At 73.9% G+C, this 24,710-nt stretch carries 23 protein-coding genes; 12 read left to right on the forward strand and 11 right to left on the reverse strand.

What is annotated here, in order from left to right; all coding sequences use genetic code 11:
• Window positions 1–32: 32 nt before the first annotated feature.
• Entirely contained in the window at window positions 33–2,969 is a 2,937-nt protein-coding gene (locus ABEB06_RS19975; protein ID WP_345698226.1) for an N-acetylmuramoyl-L-alanine amidase, read from the forward strand.
• Window positions 2,970–3,057: 88 nt separating this feature from the next.
• Here the strand turns inward: ABEB06_RS19975 and ABEB06_RS19980 are convergent, their stop codons facing one another.
• Window positions 3,058–3,507 carry an Lrp/AsnC family transcriptional regulator gene (locus ABEB06_RS19980; protein WP_393071299.1) on the reverse strand — a complete coding sequence of 150 codons (450 nt, stop codon included), beginning with the start codon at window positions 3,505–3,507 and terminating at the stop codon, window positions 3,058–3,060.
• A gap of 163 nt (window positions 3,508–3,670) precedes the next feature.
• Here ABEB06_RS19980 and pdhA point away from each other — a divergent pair, with 163 nt between their 5' ends.
• The 4 genes from pdhA to ABEB06_RS20000 all read left to right on the forward strand — a co-directional run bounded on the left by pdhA (window position 3,671) and on the right by ABEB06_RS20000 (window position 8,907).
• Window positions 3,671–4,810 carry a pyruvate dehydrogenase (acetyl-transferring) E1 component subunit alpha gene (pdhA, locus tag ABEB06_RS19985; RefSeq protein WP_345698228.1) on the forward strand — a complete coding sequence of 380 codons (1,140 nt, stop codon included), beginning with the start codon at window positions 3,671–3,673 and terminating at the stop codon, window positions 4,808–4,810.
• On the forward strand, window positions 4,810–5,820 hold the full coding sequence (locus ABEB06_RS19990; protein ID WP_425559659.1) for an alpha-ketoacid dehydrogenase subunit beta: 1,011 nt from the start codon (window positions 4,810–4,812) through the stop codon (window positions 5,818–5,820). Before pdhA ends, ABEB06_RS19990 begins: the two co-directional genes overlap by 1 nt.
• Before the next feature lie 5 nt (window positions 5,821–5,825).
• Window positions 5,826–7,133, forward strand: coding sequence for a dihydrolipoamide acetyltransferase family protein (locus tag ABEB06_RS19995; protein ID WP_345701917.1), 1,308 nt, complete (start codon window positions 5,826–5,828; stop codon window positions 7,131–7,133).
• A 250-nt stretch (window positions 7,134–7,383) separates the two neighbouring features.
• The gene (locus ABEB06_RS20000; protein ID WP_345698229.1) at window positions 7,384–8,907 is read left to right on the forward strand and encodes a globin domain-containing protein; all 1,524 of its coding nucleotides are present in this window, start codon (window positions 7,384–7,386) and stop codon (window positions 8,905–8,907) included.
• A gap of 13 nt (window positions 8,908–8,920) precedes the next feature.
• Here the strand turns inward: ABEB06_RS20000 and ABEB06_RS20005 are convergent, their stop codons facing one another.
• Window positions 8,921–9,448 carry an NUDIX domain-containing protein gene (locus ABEB06_RS20005; RefSeq protein ID WP_345698230.1) on the reverse strand — a complete coding sequence of 176 codons (528 nt, stop codon included), beginning with the start codon at window positions 9,446–9,448 and terminating at the stop codon, window positions 8,921–8,923.
• A 352-nt stretch (window positions 9,449–9,800) separates the two neighbouring features.
• On the opposite strand from ABEB06_RS20005, the gene ABEB06_RS20010 reads away from it, so the two are divergent.
• Window positions 9,801–10,598: an IclR family transcriptional regulator gene (locus ABEB06_RS20010; RefSeq protein ID WP_345698231.1), complete on the forward strand. Its 798-nt coding sequence runs from the start codon at window positions 9,801–9,803 to the stop codon at window positions 10,596–10,598.
• Between the two features lie 157 nt (window positions 10,599–10,755).
• Window positions 10,756–11,184, forward strand: coding sequence for an SsgA family sporulation/cell division regulator (locus tag ABEB06_RS20015; protein ID WP_345698232.1), 429 nt, complete (start codon window positions 10,756–10,758; stop codon window positions 11,182–11,184).
• 72 nt (window positions 11,185–11,256) lie between these two features.
• Here the strand turns inward: ABEB06_RS20015 and ABEB06_RS20020 are convergent, their stop codons facing one another.
• Window positions 11,257–11,631, reverse strand: a complete 375-nt coding sequence (locus tag ABEB06_RS20020) for a phage holin family protein (protein WP_345698233.1) — start codon at window positions 11,629–11,631, stop codon at window positions 11,257–11,259.
• Window positions 11,632–11,721: 90 nt separating this feature from the next.
• Between ABEB06_RS20020 and ABEB06_RS20025 the strand changes: the two genes are divergently transcribed.
• The 3 genes from ABEB06_RS20025 to ABEB06_RS20035 all read left to right on the forward strand — a co-directional run bounded on the left by ABEB06_RS20025 (window position 11,722) and on the right by ABEB06_RS20035 (window position 13,111).
• On the forward strand, window positions 11,722–12,039 hold the full coding sequence (locus ABEB06_RS20025) for a cupin domain-containing protein (protein WP_345698234.1): 318 nt from the start codon (window positions 11,722–11,724) through the stop codon (window positions 12,037–12,039).
• Window positions 12,040–12,064: 25 nt separating this feature from the next.
• A complete protein-coding gene (tenA, locus tag ABEB06_RS20030) occupies window positions 12,065–12,727 on the forward strand; it encodes a thiaminase II (protein WP_345698235.1) in 663 nt (220 codons plus the stop codon).
• 183 nt (window positions 12,728–12,910) lie between these two features.
• The gene (locus ABEB06_RS20035) at window positions 12,911–13,111 is read left to right on the forward strand and encodes a DUF5326 family protein (RefSeq protein ID WP_345698236.1); all 201 of its coding nucleotides are present in this window, start codon (window positions 12,911–12,913) and stop codon (window positions 13,109–13,111) included.
• On the opposite strand, the gene ABEB06_RS20040 is transcribed toward ABEB06_RS20035, so the two are convergent.
• From ABEB06_RS20040 to ABEB06_RS20060, 5 genes are read right to left on the reverse strand one after another with little or no spacing between them, the layout of a single operon-like run.
• A complete protein-coding gene (locus tag ABEB06_RS20040) occupies window positions 13,108–14,037 on the reverse strand; it encodes an NAD-dependent epimerase/dehydratase family protein (protein WP_345698237.1) in 930 nt (309 codons plus the stop codon). The two genes, ABEB06_RS20035 and ABEB06_RS20040, sit on opposite strands and share 4 nt — an antisense overlap.
• Before the next feature lie 32 nt (window positions 14,038–14,069).
• On the reverse strand, window positions 14,070–15,299 hold the full coding sequence (locus tag ABEB06_RS20045; RefSeq protein WP_345698238.1) for a cytochrome P450: 1,230 nt from the start codon (window positions 15,297–15,299) through the stop codon (window positions 14,070–14,072).
• A 59-nt stretch (window positions 15,300–15,358) separates the two neighbouring features.
• Window positions 15,359–16,822, reverse strand: coding sequence for an AMP-binding protein (locus ABEB06_RS20050; protein WP_345698239.1), 1,464 nt, complete (start codon window positions 16,820–16,822; stop codon window positions 15,359–15,361).
• A 10-nt stretch (window positions 16,823–16,832) separates the two neighbouring features.
• Window positions 16,833–17,573: a glycosyltransferase family A protein gene (locus ABEB06_RS20055; protein ID WP_345698240.1), complete on the reverse strand. Its 741-nt coding sequence runs from the start codon at window positions 17,571–17,573 to the stop codon at window positions 16,833–16,835.
• Window positions 17,570–18,580 (reverse strand): 3-oxoacyl-ACP synthase III family protein, encoded by a 1,011-nt coding sequence (locus ABEB06_RS20060; protein ID WP_345698241.1) that lies wholly within the window; start codon window positions 18,578–18,580, stop codon window positions 17,570–17,572. Before ABEB06_RS20060 ends, ABEB06_RS20055 begins: the two co-directional genes overlap by 4 nt.
• 185 nt (window positions 18,581–18,765) lie before the next feature.
• Here ABEB06_RS20060 and ABEB06_RS20065 point away from each other — a divergent pair, with 185 nt between their 5' ends.
• Complete coding sequence (locus ABEB06_RS20065; protein ID WP_345698242.1) at window positions 18,766–19,461, forward strand: VC0807 family protein; 696 nt, start codon at window positions 18,766–18,768, stop codon at window positions 19,459–19,461.
• 63 nt (window positions 19,462–19,524) lie between these two features.
• Here the strand turns inward: ABEB06_RS20065 and ABEB06_RS20070 are convergent, their stop codons facing one another.
• The 3 genes from ABEB06_RS20070 to ABEB06_RS20080 all read right to left on the reverse strand — a co-directional run bounded on the left by ABEB06_RS20070 (window position 19,525) and on the right by ABEB06_RS20080 (window position 22,382).
• A complete protein-coding gene (locus tag ABEB06_RS20070) occupies window positions 19,525–20,985 on the reverse strand; it encodes an SPFH domain-containing protein (RefSeq protein WP_345698243.1) in 1,461 nt (486 codons plus the stop codon).
• Window positions 20,986–21,164: 179 nt separating this feature from the next.
• Window positions 21,165–21,365: a hypothetical protein gene (locus tag ABEB06_RS20075; RefSeq protein ID WP_345698244.1), complete on the reverse strand. Its 201-nt coding sequence runs from the start codon at window positions 21,363–21,365 to the stop codon at window positions 21,165–21,167.
• An 87-nt stretch (window positions 21,366–21,452) separates the two neighbouring features.
• On the reverse strand, window positions 21,453–22,382 hold the full coding sequence (locus tag ABEB06_RS20080; protein ID WP_345698245.1) for a hypothetical protein: 930 nt from the start codon (window positions 22,380–22,382) through the stop codon (window positions 21,453–21,455).
• A gap of 291 nt (window positions 22,383–22,673) precedes the next feature.
• On the opposite strand from ABEB06_RS20080, the gene thiC reads away from it, so the two are divergent.
• Complete coding sequence (gene thiC / locus ABEB06_RS20085; RefSeq protein ID WP_345698246.1) at window positions 22,674–24,479, forward strand: phosphomethylpyrimidine synthase ThiC; 1,806 nt, start codon at window positions 22,674–22,676, stop codon at window positions 24,477–24,479.
• The last annotated feature ends 231 nt before the right edge of the window (window positions 24,480–24,710 follow it).

A 24,710-nucleotide genomic window follows, 5' to 3' on the forward strand; every position in this document is an offset into this window, starting at 1 on the left:
TGTCGGTCGCACAGGGAAGATCGGACGACCCGTTGCCCCAGCCCACCCGTAAACCGTTCACCCGACTGCCGCTGCGGACGGCCGCGGCCTCGGCCGCGGCGCTGGCCCTGGTGGCCGGCGCGGGCTCCGGCCCGGCGCTGGCCCAGCCCGGGGCCCCCACCGGCCTGCAGGCCCAGTTCGCCGCCGCGGCCAAGGAGTTCAAGGTCCCGGAGAGCCTGCTGCTGGCCGTCGCCTACCAGCAGACCCGCTGGGAGTCCCACCAGGGCCGGCCGAGCACCACCGGCAACTACAACGTGATGGGGCTGACCCAGGTCGACCTGGCCGCGGTCGCCGCGGCCCAGGCCGCCGCCCAGCCCGAGGTCGACCTGCGCGGGGACGGCGACCCCAAGGCCCGCAAGCACGCCGTGCCCGTCCCCGAGGCCCCGGTGGACAGCCCCGCGCTGCACACCCTGGACGCGGCCGCCAAGCTGATCGGCCGCCCGGCGGCCGAGCTGCGCGAGGACACCCTGCAGTCGATCCGCGGCGGCGCGGCGCTGCTGGCCGAGCAGCAGCGCCGGGGGAAGAAGCCGCCGGCCGCCGACCCGGCGGCGTGGTTCGGCGCCGTGGTGGCGTTCAGCAACGGCGGTGCCGGCGACGGCCGGGCCGAGGGCCGGGAGTTCGCCGACCGGGTCTACGGCACCCTCAAGGTCGGCGCGGCCCGGACCACCTCCGAGGGCCAGCCGGTCGTCCTGGCGGCCGACCCGGCCGCCGCCGCGCACAGCCCGGCGGTGGACCGCGGGGTGGAGCGCCAGCCGGCCTCCCGGGCCGCGGTCCGCACCGCGCTCCCCGCGGCGGCCGCCGCCGACCCGCTCGAGTGCCCGGCCACCCTCGACTGCGACTTCAACCCGGCCGCGTACGCCCAGTACGGCGCCACCACCGGCGACTTCGGCAACTACTCGATCGCCGCGCGGACCGGCGCGGACATCGACCACATCGTCGTCCACGACACCGAGGGCGGCTACGCCGGTGCGCTGGCCACCTTCCAGAAGGCGTCCAGCGAGGCCAGCGCGCACTACCTGATCCGCTCCAGCGACGGTCACGTGACCCAGATGGTGGCCGACAAGAACATCGCCTGGCACGCCGGCAACAAGACGCTCAACATGCACAGCGTCGGCATCGAGCACGAGGGCTTCGCGCTGAGCGGCGCCAGCTGGTACTCGGAGCAGCTGTACCAGTCGTCGGCGACGCTGACCCGCTACCTGGCGGACCGCTTCGGCGTCCCGCTGGACCGCCGGCACATCATCGGCCACGACGAGGTCCCCGGCCCGACCCAGAGCGCCGTCGCCGGCATGCACTGGGACCCCGGCACGTTCTGGGACTGGAACCACTACATGGACCTGGTCGGCGCCCACGTCGGCGCGGACCGGAACTACGTGGTCGGCGGGCGGGTCGTGATCAACCCGCCGTTCTCGAACGCCTACCGCCCGGTGGTCAACGGGGCCGCCTCCCAGCCGGTCAACTTCGTCTACCTGTACGCCTCCCCCGGCGGCCCGCTGATCGGCAACGGCACCCAGAACGCCTCCGACTGGACGGACAAGGCGGTGGCCGGCAGCAGCTACGCGGTCGCCGACATCCAGGGCCAGTGGACGGCCATCTGGTTCAACGGCCAGAAGGCGTGGTTCTGGAACGACGGCTCGATCGCCGCCGCGGACAACCGCAAGGGCCAGTTCCTGCTGACGGCCCGGGCGGGTGCCGCGTCCGTCCCGGTGTACGGGCGCTCCTACCCCGAACCCGAGGCCTACACGGCGGCCGACGTGCCGGTGCCCGACCCCAACATCACGCCGCTGAACGCCACCCTGCCGGCCGGGCAGTCCTACGTGCCGGGCACCACCACCCCGGTGGCCGGCGACTTCTACTACGCCCCGACCGTCGACGGCAGCGCCGCCCACGACCGCACCCTGGTGACCGGCGGCCGGACGTACTACCCGATCCAGTACAACCACCGGCTGGCGTACGTCGCGGCCGAGGACGTCCGGCTGGTGCCTGCGCCGACCGACGCGCTCTCCACCGGCGAGCGCGTCCAACTGCTGGCCCGGACCGCGTCCGGCCCGGTCAACGCCGGCGCCAACTTCACCCGGGGCGTCTGGGAGTTCTACCACCCGATCCCGGCCCCCGGCGGCACGTCCGACCCGAACCAGCGGTTCGCCGAGCTCTACCTGGGCAACCGGCTGCACGCCGTGACCGTCGCCGGCGGGCGGGTCTACACCGCCGACCGGGACCTCGACAGCGGCGAGTGGACCCCCTGGTACAACCTGGACACGTCCGGCCCCGGCACGCTGCCGGCCCCCGCCACCGAGGTGGCGGTCGCCGCCATCGGCAACCGGATGCACGTGGTCGTCGTCGCCGGCGGGCGCCTGCTGGAGGCAACCGCCGACTACGGCGCCGGCCGCTGGTACCCGTGGGGCGACGTGTCGAGCGCGATCGGCCTCCCGACCGGGGGCCTCACCCGGATCGCCGCGGCGGCCAACGGCAACGTGCTGCACGTGGACGGCGTGGGCACCGACGGGCGGGTCCACGTCGCCGACGCCGACTACGACCGGGGCCGGTGGGCTTGGGGCGACATCACCGGCGCGGTGGGCGCCCTGCCGGGCACCGTCACCGGGCTGGCCACCGTCTCGGTCGGCAGCAAGCAGCACCTGCTGGTGCTGGCCGACGGCCGGGTCCGGCAGGCCAGCGCCGACTACGCGGCCGGCGTGTGGAGCGGATGGGGCGACGTGGCGGGCGCGACCGGCCAGACCACCCCGATGAGCGCGATCGCCGCCACCTGGACCGGCTCCAGCCTGCGGGTCTTCGGCGTGGCCGACGGCCGGATCCTCAACGCCAACGGCGACTACGCCGTCGGCCGCTGGTCGCGCTGGATGGACACCGAGGACGCCTTCGCCGCGGGACCGGTGGACCGGGTCGCCGCCCTGGCGGTGGCCGGCGTCTGACCCGCACGGCCTGCACCACCCCGCTGCCCCGGACGGCCCGCACCACACCGCTGCCCCGGACGGCCCGCCGCCCGGGGCAGCGGCGTTCTCAGAGGTCCGGGGGCACCTGATCGGTCTCCTCGAACACCAGCATGGTCTGGGTGGACAGGATCTGCGGGACGGACTGGATGCGGTTGAGCACCAGCTCGCGCAGGGAGCGGTTGTCGGCGGTGTGCACCAGCAGCAGGACGTCGAAGTCGCCGCCGACCAGCGCGATGTGGGCGACACCGGGGAGCTGGAGCAGCTGCTCGCGGACCGTCCGCCAGGAGTTCTGGACGATCTTCAGGGTGATGTAGGCGGTCGCGCCCTGGCCGGCCCGCTCGTGGTCCACCCGGGCGGTGAAGCCGCGGATGATGCCGTCCTCGACCATCCTGGAGATCCGGGCGTACGCGTTGGCCCGGGAGACGTGCACCCGCTCGGCCACCGAGCGGATGGAAGCGCGACCGTCCTGCTGCAGCAGCCGCAGGATCGACCGGTCGACACGGTCGAGTCTGGACATCTGTTCAGCCGACATGGCCCCCCACCCTCGCCGATTGGACGTGCTGACTCCAGAAGACAGCCATTCGGGCCGACTGTCCACCACCTTGTCACGCTTCTGGTCAAGATGAACAGACGACCGAACAATCGGTAGGGAGCCCCCACCACCCCCGGAGGTGCCCGAGATGACCGTTCTCGACCACAGACACACCGCCGCCGTACCCGGCTGGCTCCCGGGCGCCACCGCCCCCCGCACCGACCCCGCGCCCCTGCTGCCGGACACCGCGCCGGTCCGCGTCCTCGGCACACCCGCCGCGGAGAAGGCCGACCCCGCGCTGCTGCGCGAGCTCTACCGCCGCCTGGTCGTCGGCCGCCGCTACAACCAGCAGGCCACCACGCTGACCAAGCAGGGCCGGCTCGCCGTCTACCCGGCCTCCACCGGCCAGGAGGCCTGCCAGGTCGCCGCCGCACTCGCCCTCGGCGACCAGGACTGGCTGTTCCCCAGCTACCGCGACACCCTCGCCGTGGTCTCCCGGGGCGTCGACCCGCTGGAGGCCCTGACCCTGCTGCGCGGCAACGCCCACACCGGCTACGACCCGAGGGCCAGCCGCACCGCGCCGCTCTCCACCCCGCTCGCCACCCAGGCCCCGCACGCCGTCGGCCTGGCGCACGCCGCCCGCCTGGCGGGCGACCCGGTGGTCGCGCTGACCATGCTCGGCGACGGCGGCACCAGCGAGGGCGACTTCCACGAGGCGCTGAACTTCGCCGCCGTGCTGCACGCCCCGGTGGTCTTCCTGGTGCAGAACAACGGCTACGCCATCTCCGTCCCGCTCACCCAGCAGTCCGCCGCACCGACCCTGGCCCACAAGGCCGTCGGGTACGGCATGCCCGGCCGCCTGGTGGACGGCAACGACGCCGCCGCGGTGCACGCGGTGCTCGGCGAGGCCGTCGAGCGGGCCCGGCAGGGCGGCGGCCCGACCCTGGTCGAGGCGCTGACCTACCGCGTCGAGGCGCACACCAACGCCGACGACGCCACCCGCTACCGGCAGGACGAGGAGGTCGCCGCCTGGCGCGAGCACGACCCGATCCTGCTCATGGAGCGTGCCCTGCGCGAGCTCGGCCTGCTGGACGAGCAGCTCGTCCAGGACGCCGCCGACGAGGCCGAGGCCCTGGCCGCCCGGATGCGCGCCGAGTTCCACGCCGACCCCGAGCTCGACCCGATGTCGCTGTTCGCCCACGTCTACGCCGAGCCCACCCAGCAGCTGCGCGAGCAGGCCGCGCAGCTCGCTGCCGAACTGGCCGCCGAGGCCGAGGTGCACCACTGATGACCACGGCTCCCGCCCTGAACGGCACAGCCACCAGGACCTCCACCATGGCGCAGGCGCTCAACGGCGCCCTGCGCGACGCCATGCGGGCCGACCCGACCGTCCACGTGATGGGCGAGGACGTCGGCACCCTCGGCGGAGTCTTCCGGATCACCGACGGACTGACCGCCGAGTTCGGTCCCGAGCGCTGCCTGGACACCCCGCTCGCCGAGGCCGGCATCCTCGGCACCGCCGTCGGCATGGCCATGTACGGGCTGCGCCCCGTGGTCGAGATGCAGTTCGACGCCTTCGCCTACCCGGCGCTGGAGCAGCTCTTCTCGCACGTCGCCAAGATGCGCAACCGCACCGGCGGCAAGCTGCCGCTGCCGATCACCGTCCGGGTCCCCTACGGCGGCGGCATCGGCGGCGTCGAGCACCACAGCGACGCCTCCGAGGCGTACTACGCCCACACCCCCGGCCTGCACGTGGTCACCCCCGCCACCGTCGCCGACGCCTACGGGCTGCTGCGCGCCTCGATCGCCTCCGACGACCCGGTGGTCTTCCTGGAGCCCAAGCGGCTCTACTGGGGCAAGACGGAGTGGGACCCGACCGCGCCGGTCGAGCCGATCGGCAAGGCCGTGCTGCGCCGTACCGGGCACTCCGCGGTGCTGATCACCTACGGCCCCTCGCTGCCGGTCTGCCTGGAGGCCGCCGAGGCGGCCAGGGCGGAGGGCTGGGACCTCGCCGTGCTCGACCTGCGCTCCCTGGTGCCGTTCGACGAGGCGACCGCCTGCGAGGTGGTCCGCTCGATCGGGCGGGCCGTCGTGGTGCACGAGGCGAGCGGCTTCGGCGGGGCCGGTGCGGAGATCGCCGCCCGGCTCACCGAGAAGTGCTTCCACCACCTGTCCGCCCCGGTGCTGCGGGTGACCGGATTCGACATCCCCTACCCGCCGCCGATGCTGGAGCACCACCACCTCCCCGGGGTGGACCGGATCCTGGACGCCGTGGCCCGGCTCCAGTGGGAGGACTGATGGCCATGCCGGTCGTACGGGAATTCACGCTGCCCGACCTCGGTGAGGGGCTCACCGGGGCCGAGGTGGTCCGCTGGATGGTGGAGGTCGGCGAGGTCATCGCCGTGGACCAGCCGGTGGTGGAGGTGGAGACGGCCAAGGCCGTGGTCGAGGTGCCCTGCCCGTACGGCGGGGTGGTCACCGCCCGGTTCGGCGAGGTCGGCCAGGAGGTTCCGGTCGGCGCCCCGCTGGTGACCGTCGCGGTCGCCCCGGCGGACGGCGCGCCGGTGGCCGAGGTGGAACGGCCGCTGGTCGGCTACGGCGTCGCCGAGGGCGGCAAGGGCGCCCGGCGCCGCCGGGTGGTGGCGAACGCCGCCGCGGCACCCGCCGCGCAGGCTCCGGCCCCGGCTCCGGCGCCCGTGGCTCCCGCCGCGACCGCGACCGCGAGCGCGACCGTGACCGTGACAGCGGCTCCGGCGGTGGTGGCGGTGATCTCGCCGCTGGTGCGCCGGATGGCGCGCGAGCACGGGATCGACCTCGCCACCGTGGCCGGCAGCGGCCCGGACGGGCTGGTCATGCGGCGCGACGTGGAGCGGGCGCTGTCCGCCCCGGCCCCGGCGCCCGCTGTTTCACGTGAAACAGCGGCCACCGCCGACGAGGTCGTCCCGCTGCGCGGGCTGCGCCGGACGATCGCCGAGAAGCTCACCCGCAGCCACCAGGAGATCCCGGCCGCCACCTGCTGGGTGGACGCCGACGCCACCGAGCTGATGGCCCTGCGCCGGCAGCTCAACGAGGCGCCCGGCCCCAAGGTCAGCGTGCTCGCCCTGCTGGCCCGGATCTGCACCGCCGCGCTGGAGCGCTTCCCCGACCTCAACACCAGCGTGGTCGCCGAGGGCATCCGCCGGCACTCCGCCGTCCACCTGGGCTTCGCCGCGCAGAGCGAGCGCGGCCTGGTGGTGCCGGTGGTGCGCGACGCCCACCTGCTGCGCACCGAGGAGCTGTCCGTCGAACTGGCCCGGCTGACCGAGGCCGCCCGGGTGGGCGCGCTCACCCCGGCCGAGCTCACCGGCGGCACCTTCACGCTCAACAACTACGGGGTCTTCGGGGTGGACGGCTCCACGCCGATCCTCAACCACCCCGAGGCGGCGATGCTCGGCGTCGGCCGGATCACCCCCAAGCCGTGGGTGCACGAGGGCGGGCTGGCGGTCCGCCAGGTCACCCAGCTGTCCTTCACCTTCGACCACCGGGTGTGCGACGGCGGCACGGCGGGCGGCTTCCTGCGCTTCGTCGCGGACTGCGTCGAGCAGCCCGGGACGCTGCTGCGCAGGCTCTGAGGGGCGGCGACCGGTCACCTTGCGTGGTGGTTCCACTGCGCAAGGTGGCCACAGGTCGAGCGAGCCTAGCGTGCGCCGGGCGCGGGTGTCCGGGATTCGCGGGATTTGTCGGATGAGCTTCACGCGTGGTGCCAATGTGCTGAAGGCGTCAGCAGATTGGTCGACCGGAAGCGAAACGATTCTCTTGGGCACTCGTCAGATCGCGCTGAAAAGCAGGCCGCTGAAGGTCGTCCGGGCCGGACACGGTTCGATGGCGGCATCCGACGTACCGGGGCTGCTGCCCGTCGCTCCGGCGGCGCCGGCACCGGCCGCACCGGCGACACCGGCCGCGGAGCCCGCCGAGGCGGAGCCGGAGCCCGAGCCGGAGGCGGCCGTGGACCGGCCGGCCGAGGAGGACGGCGGTACGGCGGCGGCCGCGCTGCCGGCCATTCCGGCGAAGCCCAGCGAGCCGCCACTGATTCCCGCGCCGAGCCTGCCGCAGGACGTCCACCCGACCGGCTACCAGCCGCTGTTCACCGACGCGCCGGGCCTCAACTGGGCCGGCCCGGGTGACAGCTGGAGCCGGGCCTGGGCGCTGGAGACGCTCGCCGAGGCGCCCGCCGCCCCGGCCGCCGCACCGGGGCAGCCGGGCGCGCTGCAGCCGCCCACCGCCGAGGACATCGAGCTGATCCGTGCCACGCTGGCCGTGGTCGAGCCGGTCGCGGACCGGGCCACCGCCCACTTCTACGCGCTGATCTTCGTCAACCACCCGGAGGTCCGGGCGCTCTTCCCGGCGGCCATGGACGTCCAGCGCGACCGGCTGTTCCACGCCCTGCTGATGGCCGCCGCCAGCGCCGACGACCCCGCCGGGCTGACCGCCTACCTGACCCGGCTGGGCAGCGGGCACCGCAAGTACGGCACCCTGAGCGGGCACTACGCCCCGGTCGGCGAGTGCCTGATCGCCGCGCTGGCCCGCTACTGCGGCAGCCGCTGGGACACCCGGACCGAGCTGGCCTGGCGCCGGGTCTACGGCCTGGTCTCCTCGATCATGATCGGGGCCGCCGAGCAGGCCGCCCGGACCTCCCCGCCCTGGTGGCAGGCCGAGGTGGTGGCGCACGAGCGGCGCACCCGGGACATCGCGGTGCTCACCCTGCGCCCCGACCAGGCCTACCCTTACCGGGCCGGCCAGTACGCCACCGTGGAGACCCCCTGGTGGCCGCGGGTGTGGCGGCACTTCTCCTTCTCCACCGCCCCCCGCCCGGACGGCCTGCTCACCTTCCACGTCAAGGCGGTGCAGGCGGGCTGGGTGAGCAACGCCCTGGTCCACCGGGCCGGCCCGGGCGACGTGCTGCGGCTGGGTCCGGCGGCCGGCGGCATGGTGGTCGACCACGCGGCGCACGCGAATCTGCTCTGCGTGGGCGGCGGCACCGGCATCGCGCCGATCAGCGCGCTGATCGAGGAGGTCGCCGAGCACGGGGCCGCCGGCCGCTCCGTGGAGGTCTTTTACGGCGCCCGGCAGAGCTCCGAGCTGTACGAGCTGGAGCGGCTGCGCGGCCTGGCCGAGCTGCACCCCTGGCTCACCGTGCGGCCGGTGGTCTCCGAGCAGCAGGCGGTGCCGGGCGGTGCGCTGGCCGGGGAGCTGCCCGAGGTGGTGGCCCGGTACGCGCCGTGGCACGGCTTCCGGGCGTACCTGAGCGGGCCGCCGGCCATGGTGCGGCGCGGCACGGCGGCGCTCAAGCGCTCCGGACTGCGCAGCCGGGACATCCACCACGACCTGGTGGACGACCTGGCCTGACGGCCCCGGCCGGTCAGCCCAGGTCGGGGGCGAGCAGCGCGCGGACGCCCTCGATGTTGGCCGCGAGGTAGCGGCGCAGGCTCGGCGGGACCACGTTCACCGAGGTGACGCCCTCCCGGGTGAAGGGCAGCCGGACGATCTCGTACTCGCCGTGCGGCTCGTCGACCTCGGGCCCGTGCCGGCGGGCCGGGTCCATCCCGGTGAGCCGGCAGACGAAGAAGTGCTGCACCTTGACCCCGTGCGGGTGCGCCAGGGTGCCGTCCTCGTGGTGGGAGTGGGCGACGGTGTCGACGAAGGCGGGGACCACGTCCTCGACCTTGCCGCCGAGCTCCTCGTCCACCTCGCGGTGCAGGGCGTCGACCACGCTCCGGTCGGTGGGCTCGACGCCGCCGCCGGGGGTGATCCAGTACGGGTGCGGGGAGCCCGGCCGGACGCGCTTGATCAGCACGATGGTGGCGGGCGCGTGCGGGTTGTCCGGGTCCAGCTCCAGCAGGATCGCCCTGGCCGTGCGTTTGACGACCGGGCGGACCGGGCCGACCATGCTGCCACCTCCGGGGCGCGAGCGTTGTGCGGGAGTCTCCCGCGCGGCGGAGGGGGTGAAACTCGTACAGACGAACGAATCGGAGTGGCCGGTTCCGCCGAACGGTGGATCCGGCATGCCCGGGTGTGTCAGGGTCGGTCGATGGAACCTGTGCGAGTGGATCTTCGATGTCGAGGCTGATCGATGCCAGGAATCCACCAGCGTGGCGCCGAACGCACCTTGCACCTTCGAAATGAAGGTGAAAAGGCCTCTGTGTGCAGGGAAATAATTGCAGGCCGGGTGGCCCTGTGCTGCAATGAGCCGCTACCGGGCGGAAGTGGAGCAAACCGCTCCTCGTGGCTAGGGGGAAGTGATGGCCGTGAACCAGACGGCGGAGGCGGCCGGGCAGGGGGAGCGGGGCATACGGACGCCCCGCTCCCCCACCCTGATCGCCTCGGTGCAGCGCGCGCTGCGCCTGCTCGAGGCGGTCGGCAACCACCTGCAGGGCGCCACCGCCAAGCAGCTCGCCCGCGCCGCCGACCTCCCCCTCGGCACCACCTACCACCTGCTGCGCACCCTCACCCACGAGGGCTACCTGCGCCGGATCGGCGGGAAGTTCTTCTACGGCGACTCGGTCGACGGGATCAGCCGCGCCGACTCCCGGCAGGCCGAGCGCGCCGACCTCCGCAGCCGGATGGAGGAGCTGGGCGACGAGCTCGACGCCGCCGTGTACTACGCCGTCTACGAGGACGGCGAGATCCGGGTGGTCGACGTGGTCGCCGACGGCGGCCGCCCCGCCGTCGAGGAGTGGGCCGACTTCCGGGCCACCGCGCACGCGCACGCGATCGGACTCTGCCTCCTCGCCCAGCTCGGCGAGGAGGAGCGGCGCGACCACCTGGCCCGGTACCGCCCGGACGCCCTCACCCCCTCCACCGTGGCGGAACCGGCCGTGGTGATGCGTCGGCTGGCCTCGGCCCGGCCGACCATGCCGGTGCTGGAGCGCCAGGAGTACGCGCTCGGCACGGTGTGCGCCGCGGTGCCCATCACGATCGGCTCGGCGGTCGCCACCATGGCGATCTCGCTGCCGCTGGAGCAGTCCGAGCGGCTGGTGCCCGCGGCCGGACGGCTGCGCTCGCTGGTCGGCGCGATGTCCCCGTCATTCGTTCGCTGACATCCGCCCGTGTTCGTTCACCATTTGAAAAACCTCATCTTGTCCGGATCGTTGCCAAACGTGGACGATGAGGATCGAACGGGGACTCAGGGACACAAACTTCACAAACCGTCCCCACAAGCCGTTCCACCGCAGTGAACACGAGAGGTACTGGCGCATGCACAGCACAGTCCAAGCCCACATGGTCATGCACCTCGTGGCGTCGACCGAGCTCTCCTTCCGCATCGTGGTCGACCTGGAGTACGACGCGGACGACCCGTTCGCGGTCGCCCTCACCTTCCACCTCCCCGGCGACGCCCCGGTCACCTGGGTCTTCGCCCGGGAGCTCCTGGTGGACGGGATCAGCCGGCCCACCGGGGAGGGAGACGTGCACATCCACCCGCTGGGCGACGACCTCGGCGAGGTGTGCATCGTGCTGCACTCCACCGAGGGCGACGCCATGCTGCGGGCCGCGGCCGCGCCGCTGATCGCCTTCCTGGCGCGGACCGACCGGATCGTGCCGATGGGCCAGGAGCTCAGCGGCGGCGAGCTCGACGCGCAGCTGGCGAGCATCCTCTCCGCACCGGGCTGCGAGAACGCGGGCTGAGGGGCACGGAGCACGAGGGCCCGCCGCCGGAGTCGATCCGGCGGCGGGCCCTCGTGCTCCGCGGCGCCGGGCTCAGTCGTCCCCGAGGGCCAGGTTGAGGCCCCAGGACACCACGCTGATGATCAGCGCGCCGAGCAGCGCGGCCCAGAAACCGTCCACGTGGAAGTCCAGGTCGAGCTTGTCCGAGGCCCAGGAGGTCAGCCAGAGCATCAGCGCGTTGATCACGAAGGTGATCAGCCCCAGGGTGAGGACGAACAGCGGCAGGGAGAACAGCTTCACGAACGGCTTGATCAGGAAGTTCACCAGCCCGAAGATCAGGGCCACCGCGATCACCGTGACCGTCTTCTGCTGCCAGTCGTCCCCGGAAAGCGTGATGCCCGTGACGATCCAGGCCGCCACCCAGATCGCCAGCGCGTTGATGAGCGTTTTGACCACGAAACTCTTCATGCAGCGGATCGTCGCAGGCCGAGCGGCCGCTGGGAAGCTCTCGGCGGCGATGTTGTTCAATGGGGCCGGACCCGGAGAGGAGCGGCGCCGATGAAGGTGTTCCGGCTGGACGAGCTGGACGTGGAACGGGCGGGCGGCCGGGGCGCGTACCTGCGCTTCCTGAAGGAGCGGAACATGTCCGCCGGGCTGTTCGCGCTCTCCCCCGGGGACACCGACCCGCAGACGCCCCACGACCAGGACGAGATCTACCAGGTGATCAGCGGCCGGGCCGAGCTGACCGTCGGGAACGAGACCACCACCGTCGCCCGCGGCACCGTGGCCTACGTCCCCGCCGGGGTGCCGCACCGGTTCCACCACATCACCGAGGAACTGCGGGTCCTGGTCGTGTTCTCGCCGCCGGAACCGTGAACCAGCCTGTGAGGAGCGTTTTCCCGTGAAGTTGACCGACGAGCTGTGGGCGGCGATCGAGCCGATCTACGCGGAGATCCTCGACCACCCCTTCCTGCGCGGCCTGACCGACGGCACGCTGCCGCAGGACGCCTTCCGCCACTTCGTCGTCCAGGACTCGCACTACCTGCGCGACTACGCCCGCGCGCTCGCCGTCTGCGCCGCCAAGGCACCCGGCGAGGCCGAGGTGCGGGCCTTCGCCGACGACGCCGTCGGCGCGATCGCCGCCGAACAGGGCATGCACGCCGAGTTCATGACCGCCTTCGGCGGCAGCGCCGAACAGGCCGCCGAGGAGCCGGTGCTGCCCACCACCCGCGCCTACACCAGCTACCTGCTGGCCACCGTGTACGGCGGCTCGTTCGCCGAGGCCGTCGCCGCGGTCCTCCCCTGCTACTGGATCTACGCCCGGGTCGGCGAGGAACTGCTGGCCAAGTCCTCCCCCGAGCCGCTCTACGCCAAGTGGATCGCGACCTACGGCGACGAGGCCTTCCAGTCGGTGGTCCGCCGGGTGCTGGAGCTCACCGACCGGCTCGGCGAGGAGATCTCCCCGGCCGAACGGCGGCGCGCGGTCGAGCACTTCGCCACCACCTCGCGCTACGAGTGGATGTTCTGGGACGCCGCCTGGCGCGGCGAGCGCTGGCCGGTCTGACCGGCCCGACCCGCCGGATGGGGGATGCCCCCCAGACCGGGTCTCGGGGTGATCTCCGGGTTCTCTCGGGGCCGTGAGCCCTCGTTTCCCCTCTGCCGTCCCTGTACGGTCGAAGTACCGGAAGACAGCGGGACCGCGGCGGAACAGACCGACGCCGAGCCCGAGGGGAGAGAAGGAACGGACATGGCTGAGCTCTGGAAGTCGCTGCCCTCGTGGGTGCGCAACATCGTCGTCCCGATCATCGCGCTGGTGGTCGCCTGGAAGCTGATGTGGTTCGTGATCGGCGTCGTCGCAGGCCTGGTCGGCTTCCTGATCAACGTCCTGCTGCTGGTCGGCATCGCCGCCGCCGTGGTGATCCTGGTGAAGAAGGCAGCCAAGAGCTAGCCCGACTCCCGCTCACCGAGCGCCCGCACACCCCCGGTGTGCGGGCGCTCCGCGCTGTCGCGGCAGAAGCCGTCGAGGTCGTGGACCGGACGCCAGCCCAGGGCACGCGCCTTGGCGGTGTCCAGCACCACGCTGCGGGCCAGCTGGTCGATCGCGTACGGGGTCGACGTGCGCGAACGGGCCAGCCGGGCCAGCCCGGTGAGGGGCAGCGGGAGGTGCAGGATCCGGGCCCGGACCCCGTGCGCGGCGAGCACCCGGCGCAGCGCCGCGTCCCGCCGGTAGGGGACGGCGTCGGCGATGTTGTACGCGCCGGCGGGCCAGCCGGCGGCGTCCAGGCAGGCGGCCGCCAGGTTGTGGACCGAGGTCAGGCTCAACCCGACATCCGGACCCGGAAGCGCGAGGACCCCGCCCGGGCGGACCCGGGCCAGCAGCCGGGGGAGCAGGTGCGGATCGCCCGGCCCGTACACCGCGCGCGGACGCAGCACCACGGCGCCCGCGGCGAGCGCGAGGCGCTCACCGGCGGCCTTGCTGCGGCCGTAGGCGTTCAGGTGCCCACCGGACGTGGGGTGCTCCTCGGTCACCGACGAGCGGTCCCGGCGCGGGTCGTAGACGCTCGCGCTGCTCACCCAGACCACCGGGCGGCCGGCGGCGGCTTCGAGCAGCCGGGCGGTGCCGTCCACGTTGACGGCGAACTGCTCGGCCTCGGCCGGCGATCCCGGGAGGTGGTCGCCGACCGCCGCCGCGCAGTGCACGACCACGTCGGCGTCGCCGAGGTCGGGGAGTTCGGCGGTCGCGTCCCAGCGGACGTGCGTGCCCACCGGGCCCGGCCGGCGGCCCAGACAGCGGACGTCCGCGCCGCGGTCGGCCGCCGCGAGGGCGACCCGGGCGCCGCAGAAACCGGACGCCCCGGTGATGGCGATGCGCACGCCTGCTGCCTCTCGCTCGTGGTGACGGTGGCTCATGGAGTCCTGCCGTGGTACCGCTCGCCGGTGACGACCACCTCGGCGTAGCCGGGGAGCGCCGTGCGGCGGGCCGGGACGGACCGGAGCAGAACGGGCCGGTGCGGGGCCAGGGCCACCAGGAAGTCGGTGAGTTGGACGCGGGCCAGGGCCGCCCCGGGGCAGGCGTGCGGGCCGGCGCCGAAGACCGCCTGGGCGGCCGCCGCCGGATCGGCGGGGGAGTCGCGGTGGGACTGCGCGGCGTGCCGGGCGACCAGGACCAGCCGGTCACCGCGACGGATGCGGGTGCCGGCGACGGTGGCGTCGGCGGCGGCGACCCGCGGCAGGATCGGCGACGGCGCGGTCAACCGGAGCAGCTCGGAGGCGAGTTCGGGACCGGTCCGGTCCCAGAGCCGGGCCCGGGCGCACCAGGCGGCGGCGCGCGGGAGCGCGGCGACGGTGGTGTTGACGGCGGCCACGGCGAGCATGGCGTCGCGCGGGTCCGGCAGCAGCGCGTTCAGCCGGGCGGCGGCCCGCTCGGCGGTTCCGTTACGGGGGCGGAGGGTGGGGAGGTGGTCGCGGGCGGCGGCTGCAGCGGCGTCCAGCGCGGCGTCGGCCAGCACCTGCGGCGGGGCCGGACTGCCGGTCAGTGCGGCGGCGGTGGCACCGGCCAGCTCGCGGACGACCGGCACCAGGTCGGTCGGCCCGCGCAGCTCGCCCAGCCGGTCGGAGAGCAGCCGCTGCCAGGCGGGCCGCAGCTCGGCGACGGCCCGGGCGCCGAGCCGGGCGGTGAGGTCGCGGCGGGCGGCCCGGTGCTCGGTGCCGTCCTGGTCGAAGAGCAGGCCGCCGCCGTCGGTGAGGCGGGCGGCGGCGCCGCCGGTGGTGTGCTCCGCGGTGCGGTCCAGCGGGACGCGGGTGAGGACGTGGCGGTACGCGTCGGGGTCGTGCACCAGGACGGTCCGGCCCAGCCGGAGCACCGGGCGGCGCCGGGTGGCCGCGAGCAGCGCGAACAGCACCGGGTGCGAGGCCAGGTACACGCCCCGGTCCGCCCGCCGGGCGGCGGAGCGACGGGAGGCTGCGGCGGGCACGGGGGAGCCGGCTTCGGGGAGGGTGCGGTCGGTGGGAAGGGCGCGGTCGACGGGGTGGGCGGGCTCCGGGCACCCGGGGGCGGCGGACGGCCGCTGCGCGGAGGCGGAGCGCCCTGGTGCCCGGTCGGCCGCGGTTGGCGCGGAGTCGACGTCGGCAGGCACGCGGTCGGTGGAGTGGGCGTGGGCGGGGCAGCCGCGAGGGGGGAGAGGCGCGGGAGTGGTCATCGGGTGCCCAGCTGTTGCGCGCAGTAGCGGGCGGCGGCGGCGCGGTCGGGCTTGCGGGAGCGGCCGGCGAGCGGGACGTCGGCGAGCAGCAGGGCGTCGGGGCGGGCGCTGCCCATCCGGGCGAGGGGCTGCTGGAGGGCGGCCCGCAGGCGGCGGGGATCGGCGCCGGGACGGGCCTGGACGAGGGCGACCAGGCGTTCGTCGCCCTCCCGGTCGGGGTCGGGGACGCCGACCAGGACGGCTAGTTCGACCTCGGGCAGGTGCAGGGCGGGCTCGTACAGGCCGGGGTAGATGTTCTCGGCGCGGCGCAGCACCATGTCCTTGAGCCGGCCCGCCAGCACGATCCGGCCGCCGGGGTCGATCCGGGCCCGGTCGCCGGTGCGGATCCAGGGGTCGGACGGTTCGCCGAGGTAGCGGTCGCGGGCCGCGGGGCCGGCGAGCAGCAGTTCGCCGCAGTCGCCGAGCCGGGTGCTGACCCCCGGCAGCGGGTGGCCGAGCAGGTCGCCGTCCTCGGTGAACGCGGCCTTGTCGGCGGCCTCGACGGCGGCCGCGGGGAAGAGCTCGGTGAGCGCGTACACGCCCCAGGCCTGGCGGGCGCCGGACCGGCGGACCCGGGCCAGCAGCGCCGCGGAGGCGGGGGCGGAGCCGGTCCAGACCCGGCCGGTGAACCGGTCGAGGGAACGCAGCTGGGGCGGCGTCAGGTAGGTCTCGTCCGGCCGCAGGGCGTCGATCTGGCGCTGCAGGGTGCGGGCCGAGCGGGCCGGGAGGGCGACGGTGGCGCCCGCGGCGAGGGCGGGGGCGAGGACGAAGAAGGTGCCGCCGAGGACGGCGGAGCCCGGCCGCGGGTCGACCAGTGCGGTGACGCCGCGCATGCCCGCGGCCAGGCCGCCGCGGGTGTGGACCACGGCGCGCGGCGCGGTGGTGGTGCCGGAGGTGAAGACGATCACGGCGTCGCCGTCCCCGTCGTACGGCGCCGGCGGCGGGGCGGCGGCGGTGGCGAGCGCGGGCGCGCAGCCGGGGCGGCGGGGGCCGAGGGTGGCGACCGGACCGAGGGTGCGCAGCGGGGGCAGGGCGAGGTCGGCGCGGCGGGCGAGCGGGCGGGCCCAGCCGGCGACCGCTTGGGCGGCGGCGTCGGCGAGGACCAGGGCGGGCGGTGCGAGGGCGAGCCGGGCGCGCAGCACGTCCGGCCCGGCGGCGGGGTCCAGGACCGCGGCGCGCAGGCCGAGCCGGTGGGCGGCGAGCAGGACGGTGAGCGCGCGCGGCCCGGGACGGACGGCGACGCCGAGGGTGTCGCCGGCCCGCAGCCCGTACCGGTGGTGCAGGGCGGCGGCCAGCCCGTCGGCCGCGGAGGCGAGTTCGTCGCAGCGGGCCAGTACCCGCGGGCGGCCGCCGCGGGTGGCGCCGAGCAGGGCGGGCCGGCTGCCGCCGGTGCGCAGGGTGTGGTCGAGGCGGTCGAGCACGGCGCTCTCCTCAGCGGACGTCGACGCCGCGCGCGCCGGCGCCGCGTTCCAGGTACCAGCGGGCGGTGCCGAGCACGCCGTAGGCGCGGATCCGGCGGGTGGAGTTCTGCACCACCATGTCGCGGCGGTGGACGATCGCGGTGGTGTGCCGGCGGACCGCGTTGATGAACATCCGGTCGGTCGGCGAGGGACGCCGCGGCATGCCGCCGACCGCCTGGTACAGCTCGGCGGTGATCGCCATGTTGTTGCCGGCGTGCATCCGGTACGGGGTGAGGTAGCCGTGCCGGCGGTGGTGCGCGGGCCGGATCCGGCCGAAGAACGCGCCGAGCACGACGAGGGTGCGGAAGACCGACCGGCCGAGCGGGCCGTGCTCGTCGGGGCGGGCGGTGATGTGGCCGCAGACCAGGCCGCGGGAGGCGACCAGCCCGGCCCGGGCGGCGGCGGACCAGCCGGGCTGCGGCAGGCAGTCGGCGTCGGTGCGGGCGAGCAGGGCGGCCCCGTGCGCGATGGCGTACCGGAAGCCGGTGTCCACCGCCGAACCGACGCCCTTCTCCGGTTCGGTGAGCAGCTCGACCGGGAACGGCGCCCGGGCGGCGAACGACCGGACCAGCTCGGCGGTCGCGTCGGTGGAGCCGTTGTCGACCACCAGCAGGGTGAACTCCCGGTCCCGCTGCGCGGCGAGGGCCTCCAGGGTGCCGGTGATCCGGGCGGCCTCCTGGTAGGCGGGGACCACCACCCACAGCTCGGTCATGACTTCTCCCAGACCATCGTCATCAGGCTGACCCCGCCGCCGAGGCCCACCATCAGCACCCGGTCGCCGGGCGCCAGGCCGGGCTGGACCCGGTCGAGCTGGACGCCGATGGTGGCGCTCGCCAGGTTGCCGAGTTCGGCCACGGTGACCTCCAGCTTCTCCTCGGGCACCCCCGTCAGCTCCACGAAGCGCTCCAGGTACGGCAGCGTCACCTGGTGGACCAGCACCTTCGCGTACGCGTCCCAGCCGAAGCCGGTCCGGGCGGCGGTCCGGGTCAGGATGTCGCCGCCGATCTTCTCGAACACGCCGCGCAACTCCTTCCCGCCGCCCCGGAAATAGCTCCACTCGTCGCCGCGCGGGTGACGCGAACCGCCGCCCGGGATGCCGCCGACCGACCAGTGCTCGGACGCGGTCTCGGTCTCCACGTCGAGGATGCCGCCGCGCGCCACCGGCTCCACCACCACCGCCGCGCCCGCGTCGCCGAAGGTGTACCCGGCGAAGCCGTCCCGGAACTCGGCGAGGCCGCCCGGGTCGCGCCGCATCGCCCGGCTCGGGGTCTCCCCCGTCACCACCAGCGCCCGGCGGGCCCGGCCGGCCAGGATCATGGCGCGTGCCGTGTCGATCCCGTTCAGGAAGCTGTTGCAGGCGTTGGATACGTCCAACGCGTGTGCCCGGGAGCCGAGTTCCGCCTGCACCAGGTGGGCGGTGGCGGGCTCGCAGACGTCCCGGGTGGCGGAGGCGTACACCAGCAGGTCGATGTCGGCCGGGAGGTACCCGCCGCCCGCCAGCGCCCGGCGGGCCGCGCCGAGGGCCAGGGTCGAGGCGTACTCGCCGTCGGTGACGAAGCGCCGGGTGCGGATCCCGGTCGCCTTCTCGAAGGTCCGCTCCGGCAGGCGCAGCCCGCTGCCGGCCGTCACCTCGTCCTGGAGCTGCTGCGAGGTCAACTCCCGCTCCGGAAGGCAGGATCCGACCGCGGTGATGCCCACGCGCGTGAAGTGGAGGTCCATGCCAGCCATGGTCGGGCCCCGGGCCGGTCGCCGGCCTGAGTACGGGTACTCAGCCGGGCCCGGGGACGGTGCCCAACCATGACATCCGTCATGCGCTTTCCGGCACGGGCGACACTGCCGACCGACCGGGCCGCCGCGGGAGCCTTGGGGGCAACGGGAGAACGACCGGACAGGGGAGACGGACCATGGCCACCATCACCGCGCACGCCACCACCGCGCACGCCACCACCGCGCACGTCACCACCGGGCAGAACGAGTCGCGCACCGCCGCGCTGAGGCCGCTGGCGATCGACGTGGCCGTCCCGCTCGCCACCTACTACGTCGCGCACTCCGCGCTCGGCCTCGGCCTGGTCGCCTCGCTCGCCCTGGGCAGCGCCGTCCCGGCCGTCCGCACCGCCGCCGCGCTGCTCCGCGAGCGCCGGGTCAACGGGCTGGCGCTGCTGATGCTGCTGGTCAACACGGTCGGCATCGCGCTCTCCGCGGTGGCCGGGGACCCGCGGCTGATGCTCGCCAAGGACGGCGCGACCACCGGCGTGATCGGCGTCTCGGTCATGGTCTCCGCCCTGGTCGGCCGACCGCTGATGACCGCCGGACTGCGGCCCTTCATCGTCAAGGGCCGGGCCGCCCGCGCCGCCGCCTGGGACCGGCTCGCCGCCGGCGACGCCCGCTTCGCCCGCCGGGAGCGGCTGTTCTCGCTGATCTGGGGCGGTGCGCTGCTCGCCGAGTGCGTCGCCAAGGTGGCCGGTGCCTACACCGTGCCGGTGGAGACCATGGTGTGGCTGGGCACCGTCATCCTGCTCGCCGCGATCGGCCTGGGCGTCCTGGCCGGCAACGCGGTGGCCGGCCGGATGGCCGACCAGGTGATCGCCGAGGCCGAGTGAGCGGCGGGGCACCGGTCCGTGCGACGGGCGGCATGCGGAAACCGGCCACCCGCCGCACGGTGCTCAGGAACGCGCCTGCTCCTGCTGCACGGGGATCACCTGGGGGACCGGCGGCTTCCCGGTCGCCGACGGCTCGGCCTTCGCCCCGTCCGCCCCCATGGTGGCCAGCAACTGACGGGCCAGCCCGAGGCCGGTGCCGCCCATGGTCAGCGCCTTGGCGAACATGTCCGCCATGCCGTCCGCGCCGTTCAGCAGCACCATGTGCTCGACGTTGCCGAACGCCTCGGCACCGGCCTTCACGATCTGCGGCCAGTTCTCCGCCAACTGCTGCGCGACCACCGCCTCCTGGTTCTCCGCCAGCGCGGCCGCACGGGCCTTGATCGCCTCCGCCTCGGCCAGACCCAGCGCCCGCGCCGCCTCGGCCTGCGCCAGACCGCGCGCCTCCGCCGCCGCGGCCTCCGCCTCACCGGTCGCCCGGGTCGCCTCCGCCGAGGCCAGGCCCCGGGCCCTGGTCGCCTCCGCCTCCGCGGTCGCCGCGACCTTCACCCGGTTCGCCTCCGCCGCGGTCTTCAGCTCGGTCTCCCGGGCCAGCGCCTCCGCCGCCGAGATCCGCGCGTCACGGTCCGCCACCGCCTTCGTCCGGGTCTCGTACGCCCGGGCATCGGCCGGCTTGCGGACGTCCGCCTGCAGCTGCTGCTCCCGGTGGTGCGCCTCCAGCTCGGCGACCTTGGTCTCCTGGACCACGACCTCCTGCCGGGACGCCGCCTGGGCGAGCGGACCCGCCTGCTGCGCGCGGGCCGCCGCGGTGTCCAGCTCCGCCTGGTAACCGGCCTGTTGGATGCCGGAGTTGCGGGTCGCCTCGGCCTTGCGGGCGGCCGCCTCCTGCTCCGCCTCGGTGGCCGCCCGGTCCGCCTCCGCGGCCGCGATGCGGGCGTCCCGGTGGACCGCTGCGGCGTGCGGCGCGGCCAGGTTCTCGATGTAGCCGGTCGGGTCCAGGATCTCCTGGATCTGCAGCGAGTCGATGATCAGGCCGAGCTTCTCCATCTCCGACCCGGACGCGGCCCGGGTCTCCCCGGTCATCCGCTCGCGGTCGCGGATCATGTCCTCGACCGTCAACCCGCCGACGATGGACCGCAGATGACCGGCGAACACGTTGTGCACGCGCTGCCCCATCGCCTTCTGCTGGTCCAGGAAACGGCGGGCCGCATTGGCGATCGACACCGGGTCGTCGCCCACCTTGAAGATCACAACGCCCTTGACGTGGACCGGGATCCCCTGCTTCGTCACGCACTCGACGTCCAACTCGGCCTCGTTCAGGTCGAGCGACAGCCGGCGAACCACCTGGATGCCCGGCAGCACCAGCGTGCCCCGGCCGGTGACGGTCCGGAAGCCCAGCCCCTCGCCGTGCTTGGACCCCGAGATGATCAGCGCCTCGTTCGGCTCGGCGACCCGCCACATGAGCTTGAACAGCACGATCAGGACGATGATGGACGCCACGACGGCGCCCGCGATGCCGATGACCATCGGCTGACTCCCCCTTCGGGCACACCGGTTCCGTGGCTGCGCTCGGTCGTGCAGGATGGCGCGGAACACGGTGGCAACGGGAGATTCTGCGCCTGCCGGGATCGCCGGGGAAGAGTGGTGCGTACGGAATCCGTCCCGGAAGCGTCAAGGTTCCGTCAAAGCGTCAGGACGTCGGAGTGTCAGAGCGGAGCCACGTACACGGTCCGCGGCGGCTGGTACTCGACCACCACCACCTGCGACCCCGGCTCCAGGGTCTCTCCCGGCACCGCCGGGTACGCCAGGAACGCCTCCGTCCCCTGCCGCTGCGGCACGTGCACCATCACCTCCCCCACCAGCCCCGCCCCGACCCGCCCGGTCACCCGCCCCGTCGCACCCACCATGCCGGGAAGTCTGCCCCACGGCTCCCGGCCCGGAACGGCAGACGCCCGTCCGGATCGGCCGGACGGGCGTCGCCGCGCGGTGCCGGGTCAGCCGTGCGAGCCCTGGCGGCGGCGCAGCGCCACCACGATCCCGCCGCCGAGCACCACCAGGGCGGTACCGGCCGCGGCCATCGGCAGTGCGCTGCCGGCACCGGTTTCGGCCAGCTCGGGAATGACCGCCGCCTGGGTGGTGGCCGTCCCCGGACGCGTCACCGTGGCGGTGGCTGTGGTGGTCGAGCTCGGCCGGGACGGCGACGCCGACGGGGAGGGCGACGCCGACGGGGAGGGCGACGCCGACGGGGAGGGCGAGGACGACGGCGACGGCGAGGGCGACGGGGCGTCCACAACCGTGAAGTGGACCGCCGGGCCGGAAGACGTCCAGCTGGTGCAGGTGCCCGGCCCGCCGGGGTGAGCTGCCGGGCCGCTGTACTGGAGGTCCTCGGGCGTGAGCAGGACGCCCGTGTCATTGTCGACGGTGTCGCTCGATCCGCCGCCGAACACGAAGTCGTACCGCTCGGCCGTGGCGGTCGGCTTCGCGGTGACCCGGATCTGCACCGTGAAGACCGCGCCTGCGGCCATGTCCCGGGTGCCGAGCTCGGCCCAGATGGCGAGGCGCCGGCCGACGAAGGAGGCCGGGGACCACGCGTTCTCCCCGGGGAGCTTCGTCTCCACGGTCAGGTCGTCGGTGTCGTAGTCGTAGTTCTCGTTGTTCACCAGGAACTCGCTGGTCACCTGGTGCAGCAGGCGGCCCGAGTTGTTGGTGAGCGTGAGGGTGCTCACCACCGGGTCGCCGCCCTTGACCAGGGTTGCCCGGTCGATCCCGGTCCAGGTGGTCGGCAGCAGGTTCCAGCTGGTGCCGTTCTTGCAGTGGACGACCGGGGGCGGGGGAACGGAGGGTGCGGCGGAGGCGGTGCCGGCGCCCAGCGCCAGGGACGCGGTGAGGACCGCGGAGGCGGCCAGGACGCGAGAGGTTCCCACGAGTCAATCCCCCAAAGTTTCACGAATGATGACGAGTTGGGGCGCACATCGCACCCGAACAGTCGTGCGGTGGGCAGCCTACTGAATCCGGACACCGTCCGCCCGGACGTTCCAGCCCTGGACCGGACGACCCTCAGCCGCTACGGTGTTGGCCGTCCTGCGCTCGCAGGACACGGGAGCTCGGAGCACCGGGCTGAGAGGACGCTGAACGGCACGTCGACGGACGTGTCGGCCGCTGCGTCGACCGCAGGAACCTGACCGGGTAATGCCGGCGTAGGGAGTAGAGGTCAGATGACCACGTTCGATGCACAGCCGCAGTCTGCCCAGTCCGCTGTCAGCAGCGCCGCGACCGGCTACCCGACCCCCGCGTGGCGCAAGGCGTACCGCGAGGGCAGCCGCCCGGACCTGCGGGTCCCCTACCGTGAAGTGCTGCTGACCAACGGCCGTTCGGTGCCGCTGTACGACACCTCCGGCCCGTACACCGACCCCGCCTACGAGCCCGACGTGCGGCGCGGACTGCCCGCGCTGCGCGACCCGTGGATCCGCCAGCGCGGCGACGTCGAGGAGTACGAGGGCCGCGAGCCCCGTCCCGAGGACGACGGCATCAAGCACACCGCCCCGCGCGGCGGCAACCTGCGCAACCTGGACGCCGTCTTCCCCGGCCGCCCGCGCCGACCGCTGCGCGGCCGCGAGGGTGTCGCCGTCAGCCAACTCGCCTACGCGAAGCGGGGGATCGTCACTCCCGAGATGGAGTTCGTGGCCCTCCGCGAGGGACTGGCCCCGGAGTACGTCCGCGACGAGGTGGCCCGCGGCCGGGCCGTCATCCCGGTCAACGTCAACCACCCCGAGGTCGAGCCGGCCATCATCGGCACCAACTTCCTGGTGAAGATCAACGCCAACATCGGCAACTCGGCCGTCACCTCCTCCATCGAGGAGGAGGTCGAGAAGATGACCTGGGCCACCCGCTGGGGCGCCGACACGGTCATGGACCTCTCCACCGGCCGCAACATCCACACCACCCGCGAGTGGATCCTGCGCAACTCCCCCGTGCCGATCGGCACCGTGCCGCTCTACCAGGCCCTGGAGAAGGTCGACGGCCGGGCCGAGGAGCTGTCCTGGGAGGTCTACCGGGACACGGTCATCGAGCAGTGCGAGCAGGGCGTCGACTACATGACCGTGCACGCCGGCGTGCTGCTGCGGTACGTCCCGCTGACGGCCCGTCGCAAGACCGGAATCGTCTCCCGCGGCGGCTCGATCATGGCGGCCTGGTGCCTCGCGCACCACCAGGAGAACTTCCTCTACACCAACTTCGAGGAGCTCTGCGACATCCTCGCGGCGTACGACGTCACCTTCTCGCTCGGTGACGGCCTGCGGCCCGGCTCCATCGCGGACGCCAACGACGAGGCGCAGTTCGCCGAACTGCAGACCCTCGGGGAGCTCGGGCGGATCGCCCGCGAGCGCGACGTCCAGGTGATGATCGAGGGCCCGGGCCACGTCCCGATGAACAAGATCAAGGAGAACATGGATCTCCAGAAGGAGATCTGCGACGAGGCCCCGTTCTACACGCTCGGCCCGCTCACCACCGACGTCGCCCCCGGCTACGACCACATCACCTCCGGCATCGGCGCGGCGATGATCGCCTGGTGGGGCACCGCGATGCTCTGCTACGTCACGCCCAAGGAGCACCTCGGCCTGCCCAACCGCGACGACGTCAAGACCGGTGTGATCACCTACAAGATCGCCGCGCACGCCGCCGACCTCGCCAAGGGCCACCCCGGCGCCCAGGAGTGGGACGACGCCCTCTCCGACGCCCGCTTCGAATTCCGCTGGGAGGACCAGTTCAATCTGGCCCTCGACCCGGAGACCGCCCGCGACTTCCACGACGAGACCCTTCCCGCCGAACCGGCCAAGACCGCGCACTTCTGTTCCATGTGCGGGCCCAAGTTCTGCTCCATGAAGATCAGTAAAAGCATCATGGACACTTACGGCGACGACATGGCCGTGACCGGCGACGATGAAGCCGTGGCCGGTATGAAGGCGAAGTCCGCCGAGTTCGCGGCCAAGGGAAACCGCGTCTACCTTCCGCTCGCAGACTGACGGACCACCGGACCGTGGCGCCGAACCGGGAGGCAGGAGGGGGCTTCCCGGCTCGGCGCTTCGCCGGTCGATCGGTGCAGGCGGGGGAGAGCGGCCGAACCGGGCTTATCCGCTGGAAGGATGTCGCGGGATCAGCTCTCGCGCGAGAAATCCGGTGACCTCCGGGCCCCAGTTCCTGGAGCGGCCAGTGCGACGGACTCATCGGGCTCGGTTCGCAGTTGGAATGTCCGG

This window comes from Kitasatospora terrestris (assembly GCF_039542905.1).
Lineage (GTDB): Bacteria > Actinomycetota > Actinomycetes > Streptomycetales > Streptomycetaceae > Kitasatospora > Kitasatospora terrestris.